Origin of the sequence: Mesorhizobium sp. M7A.F.Ca.US.014.04.1.1 (genome assembly GCF_003998745.1) — a bacterium.
GTDB lineage: Bacteria > Pseudomonadota > Alphaproteobacteria > Rhizobiales > Rhizobiaceae > Mesorhizobium > Mesorhizobium ciceri.
Genome location: NZ_RZRW01000350.1, coordinates 1 through 6189, shown reverse-complemented (window position 1 = coordinate 6189; position 6189 = coordinate 1). Strand labels below are relative to the sequence as shown.

5 protein-coding genes are annotated in these 6189 nt (G+C 63.5%); 2 read left to right on the top strand and 3 right to left on the bottom strand.

Going from position 1 to position 6189, the window contains the following annotated elements:
- Nucleotides 1-290 (top strand): sensor histidine kinase (locus EOA22_RS21595; RefSeq protein ID WP_164755717.1); only part of this gene is annotated, 290 nt, incomplete at its 5' end.
- A complete protein-coding gene (locus tag EOA22_RS21590; RefSeq protein ID WP_013532629.1) occupies nucleotides 290-3238 on the top strand; it encodes a bifunctional [glutamine synthetase] adenylyltransferase/[glutamine synthetase]-adenylyl-L-tyrosine phosphorylase in 2949 nt (982 codons plus the stop codon). The genes EOA22_RS21595 and EOA22_RS21590, both read left to right, overlap by 1 nt.
- Nucleotides 3239-3297: 59 nt before the next feature.
- On the opposite strand, the gene EOA22_RS21585 is transcribed toward EOA22_RS21590, so the two are convergent.
- The 3 genes from EOA22_RS21585 to EOA22_RS21575 all read right to left on the bottom strand — a co-directional run.
- Nucleotides 3298-3606, bottom strand: a complete 309-nt coding sequence (locus tag EOA22_RS21585; protein ID WP_245478666.1) for a hypothetical protein — start codon at nucleotides 3604-3606, stop codon at nucleotides 3298-3300.
- A 121-nt stretch (nucleotides 3607-3727) separates the two neighbouring features.
- Nucleotides 3728-3988, bottom strand: a complete 261-nt coding sequence (locus tag EOA22_RS21580; protein ID WP_013532628.1) for a type II toxin-antitoxin system prevent-host-death family antitoxin — start codon at nucleotides 3986-3988, stop codon at nucleotides 3728-3730.
- Nucleotides 3989-4095: 107 nt separating this feature from the next.
- Nucleotides 4096-6189, bottom strand: a 2094-nt coding sequence (locus EOA22_RS21575) for a PAS domain-containing sensor histidine kinase (RefSeq protein ID WP_127390208.1), incomplete at its 5' end; no start/stop codon positions are given.

Below are 6189 nucleotides of genomic sequence, written 5' to 3'. Positions count from 1 at the left end.
CCACCGGCGCCAATGCCCAGCCGGCGGTGCGCGTCACGCTCGAGCGAACCGGTGCGGACGTTCGCCTGTCGGTTGCCGACAATGGCCACGGCATTCCCGACGATGGCGACCGCGCGCGTGCCACGGAACGTTTCGTGCGGCTGGAGAAGAGCCGTTCGCAACCGGGTTCCGGTCTTGGCCTCAGCCTCGCCAAGGCGGTCATGACATTCCACAATGGCCGGCTTGAACTCTTGCCTGGCAATCCTGGACTATCCGTGGTCATGAGTTTCCCGGTTCGGGAGGATCACTGATGAGCACGACTGCGAGAGCGAAAGATTGGCTGCTGAAGCCGGCGGCCAGGCTTGTTCCGCTGGACGAGGACCGTGCGCGGCTGGAACTGGCCGAGATCGCGTCCGCCGCACGCGAAGAAGGGCTGACGCGGCTGGCCAAGTTTCTGGCCGGCAAAGGGGAGGGCCAGGATTTCCTCGCCGCCGTCTTCGATCTGTCGCCGTTCCTGCGCGATACGGCACGTCGCCGGCCGCAAATCCTGGACGGGCTGTTCGAGCAGACAATCGAGGCTCGGCTGAAAGCGATCGGCGCCGCCATAGACCTGGCGCATTTGGCGGAGACCCTTTCGGAATCCGGCCTGATGATGGAGCTGCGCCAGTGGAAGGCGGAGGCGCATTTCCTCATCGCGCTGGCCGATCTTGCCGGCGAGGCCGAAACGGCGCTGACGGTCCGGCGGTTGAGCGACCTCGCTGACGCCTGTACCCGTGCCGCCGTCGACTTCCTGCTGCGCGACGCGCACGGCCAGGGCAAACTCAAACTGCCGGATGTCGACAACCCGTCGAAACAGTCGGGTTGGATCCTGCTCGGCATGGGCAAGCTCGGGGCACATGAGCTGAATTTTTCCTCGGACATCGATCTGGTGGTTTTCTTCGATCCGGAAGCACCGGCGGTCGTCGACCCGCTCGACGCCACCGAATTGTTTTCGCGGCTGACGCGCCGCCTGGTTCGCATCCTGCAGGACCGCACCGAGCACGGATATGTCTTCCGCACCGATCTGAGGCTGCGCCCCGACCCCGGTTCGACACCGCTGGCGATCCCGGTTGAGGCGGCACTGCGCTACTATGAGGCGCGCGGCCAGAACTGGGAGCGCGCCGCCATGATCAAGGCACGTCCGGTGGCTGGCGATCTGGCCGCGGGCGCTACCTTCCTCAAGGAGCTTCAGCCCTATATCTGGCGCAAATACATGGATTACGCGGCGATTGCCGACGTCCATTCGATCAAGCGTCAGATCCACGCCCACAAGGGCCATGGTGAGATCGCGGTCAAGGGCCACAACGTCAAGCTCGGCCGCGGCGGCATTCGCGAGATCGAGTTCTTCGTCCAGACCCAGCAGCTTATCGCCGGCGGACGCTTCCCTGAACTGCGTGGCCGCGAGACCGTGCCGATGCTCGGCGAGCTTGCGACACGCGGCTGGATCACCACCGAGGCGCGCGATGCGCTCGCCCGCCAGTACTGGTTCCTGCGCCGCGTCGAACATGCCGTGCAGATGGTTGCCGACGAGCAGACCCACACGCTGCCGGAAGATGATGAAGGCTTGGAGCGCATCGCCCGCATGCTCGCCTTTGCCGATGCTTCTGCCTTTTCCCAGGCGTTTCGCGCCTCGTTGCAGCAGGTCGAACGCCACTACGCGGCACTGTTCGAAACAGCACCCGAACTGTCGACAGGCATCGGCAATCTCGTCTTCACCGGCGATGTCGACGATCCCGATACGCTGCAGACCTTGCACGGCCTCGGCTTCCAGCGGCCAAGCGACATCTGCCGCGTCATCCGAGGCTGGCATTTCGGTCGCTATCGCGTCACCCAGTCGGCGGAGGCGCGCGAGCGGCTGACGGAATTGACGCCGGCGCTGCTGCGCTCCTTCGGCCAGACGCGCCGGGCCGACGAAGCGCTGATGCGCTTCGACGAATTTCTCGCCGGCCTGCCGGCCGGCATCCAGCTGTTTTCCCTGCTGCAGTCCAATCCGGCCCTGCTCAAGCTCCTGGCAACGATCATGGGTGCGGCGCCCCGGCTGGCGGCGATCATCACCCGCCGGCCGCATGTCTTCGATGGTCTGCTCGACCCGGCCTTGCTGACGGAGCTACCGGACCGCGCCTATCTGTCGGCACGGCTTTCCGCCTTTGTCGAGGGCGACCGGCTTTATGAGGACGTGCTCGACCGGCTGCGCATTTTTGCTTCCGAGCAGAAATTCCTGATCGGCGTCCGGCTGCTCGCCGGCTCGATCGATCCGGCGCGCGCCGGCCGCGCCTTCTCCGATCTGGCGGATCTCACCATCGAGGCTGCGTTGCAGGCGGTGACGGCCGAATTCGCGGCGCGCCACGGCACCATTGCCGGCGGCGTGGTTGCGCTGCTCGGCATGGGCAAGCTCGGCAGCCGCGAGCTGACCGCCGGATCGGATGTCGACCTGATCCTGCTTTACGACCACGCGCCGGACGCCGAGGAGTCCGATGGCGACAAACCGCTGGCGCCTTCGCATTACTACACCCGCATGACGCAGCGGCTGATCGCAGCTGTGTCGGCGCCGACGGCGGAGGGCGTGCTCTACGAACTCGACCTGCGCCTGCGGCCATCAGGCAACAAGGGTCCTGTGGCGACCCATATCGATGCCTTCAAGAAATACCAGCGCCAGGAAGCCTGGACCTGGGAGCACATGGCGTTGGCACGCGCGCGCGCCATAGCTGGCGACGCCAGCCTGTGCAGTGAGGTTGAAGCGGAAGTGGCGGCGGTGCTTGGTCAGCCGCGCGACGCCGCAAAGGTGATGGCCGAGGCCTCGGAGATGCGGGCTATGATCGAGAAGGAAAAGCCGCCGCGCGACCTGTGGGACATCAAGCTGATCCCCGGCGGCCTGATCGATCTCGAATTCATCGCCCAAGTCGCTGTCATCACCGGGCAGGTAGGCGCCGGGCCGCGCGTTACCGGTACCGCCGAAATCCTTTCGCGCCTGTCACCGGGCTTCGCCAATGCCGGGGCGAGGCAGGAGCTTTTCGACGCCTATGCGCTCTATCTGGCGCTGACCCAGATGACGCGGCTGTGCCTTACCGGAGCCTTCGAGCGCGACGACGTTCCGCCGGGGCTTTCGGATCTGCTTCTGGCGGTGACCGACCTGCCGGATTTCGGTGTGCTCGAAGCACACCTCAAGGAGACGTCGCAGAAGGTCAGGAAGGATTTCGACCTTTTGCTTCGTGCGGGATGACCGGGAAGCGATCGTCCCTTGGAATCGGGGACGTTTCGTGGTCCTCCAGTCTCATGCAGCTACTCTGTTCGCCGAATCTGCTGCAGCGCCCGGCTTGCGTGAGACTGCAAAATCCGGTCGCGCAGATAGGCATAGAAACGCGGCGGCAGCATGCCATAGTCGAATCGGGACGGTTTGCTCCCCGCGATAGGCCTGAGATCGGGACCCGGCCAGAGGAAATGATTGGTTTCGGTGACGACGATCCATGATGGCGTGTCATCGAGGCCGAGATAGGCTTTGAGGGGCGCAGGTATTTCTACTGCATCGGCAGGATCTGCTGGTGGCGAGTGTGTGACCGGAACGACCGTTATGACTTCACGGCCCTCCACGACCGCGCGGCGACAATGGCGCATGATCGGTTTTTGCGACCTTCTTCGGCACCCTTTTCGTGTTCTCTCACCCAGAGGTAAGAATAGGAAATCACCAGACCCGGGATAGGTTTGGGCAGGCTCACGGTGTCCAGTCTTTGAGCATTGCATCAAGCCCGGCATATTCGCTCGATACGGCGCTTTCGGCGATGGCGTTAAGCGTCTCGTCGTCCAGCTCTTCCACAGGACGGGCGACCCGTCCCTTGACCAAGACCTCGAACATCGCCGCCGACAGGAGTACCGTGTGGGTCCGGCCATTCTTTGTGATTGCGACCGGCGCACGCTGGGCAGCATCCTGAAAACGCCCGACATTCTGCTGGAATTCCGTTGAAGTCACTCGCATGACAAGGCCTTTCTTTTTTATCCAAAATAGATAAAATAGATAACTTTGTCAAAGCGTTTCACCTCGCGTCCACGAGGTGGATCAGGCCTGGGATGGTGATAAAAACTTCACGCTGCAACCTTGACGGCCAGCACGCTCTTCTTCACCGGAATGCGCACCGACACGATAGTGCCGACACCTTCGCTCGACCGGATCTTCAGCGCGCCGCCCTGAAGCTCGGCCAGCGAACGTGAGATGGCAAGGCCAAGGCCGGACCCGGCATGGCTCTTGGAGAACTGGTTCTGCACCTGTTCGAACGGCCGTCCGAGCTTTCCGAGCGCCTCCTTGGGGATGCCGCAGCCATTGTCCTCGATCGTCAGCACCAGCGCGCCGGATGTGTTGCGGGCCCTGACCGATATGTGGCCGCCGTGGCCGGTGAACTTCACCGCATTGGACAAAAGGTTGATGACGATCTGCTTGATCGCACGGCGATCGGCGACCAGCGTCAGCGCATCGGCAATGCGCGTTTCCACGGAGATGGCCTTTTGCGCCGCCTGCAGCGAAACGACGCGTACGGTTTCGCTGATCAGCGGGCCGAGGTCGATCTCTTCCCGGTCCAGAGAGAACTGGCCGGCCTCGATCTTGGACATGTCGAGAATATCGTTGATGACGCCCAGCAGGTACTTGCCGCTGCTGTTGATGTCGGTGGCATATTCCTCGTAGCGCTCCGATCCGAGCGGGCCGAACAGCCCTTGTTCCATCAGTTCGGAGAAGCCGATGATGGCGTTCAGCGGCGTGCGCAACTCATGCGACATGTTGGCCAGGAATTCGGATTTGGCCCGGTTCGCCGCTTCGGCCCGTTCGGTTTCCTTCATGTATTTGCGGTTGAGGTCGACCAGTTCGCGCGAACGCTCCTCTTCGGCCCGCCGCGCGAGGCTGAGATCATGGATCGTTGCCATCAGCCGTCGCTCACTGTCGACCAGCTTCTCCTGGTGCAGCTTGATCTGGGTGATGTCGGAACCGACCGAGACGATGCCGCCGTCCCGGGTCTTCAGTTCGTTGACCTGCAGCCAGCGGCCATCGGCCAACTGCCGCTCGAAAGTGGCGCCGCCCTGCAGGCCGCTGGTGTGGGCAAGCCGCCTTTCGGAAGCAAAGGCCAGCATGCGTTCTTCCAGAGCCGCGCGCGCGGTGCCCGGCATCACGTCGCGGTCCGAAAGCCCGTTGTCCTGCTGGTATTTGGAATTGCACATGATCAGGTGCTGCGTCGAATCCCACAGCACGAAGGATTCGTTGATGTTCTCGATCGCCGTTCTGAGGCGAAGGTCGGCAGCCTCGGAACGCAGCGCCAGATGACGCTGTTCGGTGACGTCGACGGCGATGCCGATCAGCTGGATCTCCGGCGCTTCCGGATCGATGACCTGTGCCCGCGCGCGCATCCAGACCCATTGGCCATCGGCATGGCGCATGCGGAACACCTGATCGATGTGATCGATCTCGCGAGCGACGATTCTGTTGGCGAGCTCGAACAGGTCGCCGTCCTCGGGATGGATGATCTGATCGACCTCGCCGAAGGACAGCATCGTTTCGCAAGGCTTGTAGCCGAGCATGTCGTACATCGAGCGCGACCAGTACATCTTGCCGCGCACCATGTCCCAGTCCCACAGGCCGCAGCGGCCGCGAACCAGCGCCATGTCGATGCGCTGATGCGCTTCGAGGTAGATGCGGTCGGCCGCCTGCGCACGTGCCGCCTGGCCGAAATAGGCATAGAGGATGACGATCAGCACACCGGCCGTCAGCACGAACAGGGTGACGTTCAGCGAAACGGTCTTGCGCCAGGCATCGAAAACCGCGTCCTGTGGCACCAGGGCCGCCGATGCACCCTTTCCGCCATTCGCCAGGCTGACCGCGGCGTACCAATCCCGTCCGTCGATGTTGACGTCCATGACGCCCGCACGATCGCCGAACATGAACAAGGGCTGGCCGCCCTCGACGAGGCCGTCCAGAGAATGGCCCTGCCATGGCATCGAGCGTGGCGTCACCGCGACGATCTTGAAAGCGCTGTCGGTGATGACAAGCACATGGCTGCGGCCCATCGCGCCCTGACGGCTGGTGGTCTCCAGCAGATCCTGTATGGCGCCGGGCACCGTTTCCGAGGTGGTGGCGAGCGAACTGGCCAGCTGGCCCGCCGCCAGCGTCAGGATCGCCTTGGCATTGCGCTCGAC

Bases quoted from the DNA above. Each gene is read 5' to 3' on its own strand.
- EOA22_RS21580 (WP_013532628.1), bottom strand. From the start codon at position 3,988: ATGCGAGTGACTTCAACGGAATTCCAGCAGAATGTCGGGCGTTTTCAG.
- EOA22_RS21590 (WP_013532629.1), top strand. From the start codon at position 290: ATGAGCACGACTGCGAGAGCGAAAGATTGGCTGCTGAAGCCGGCGGCC.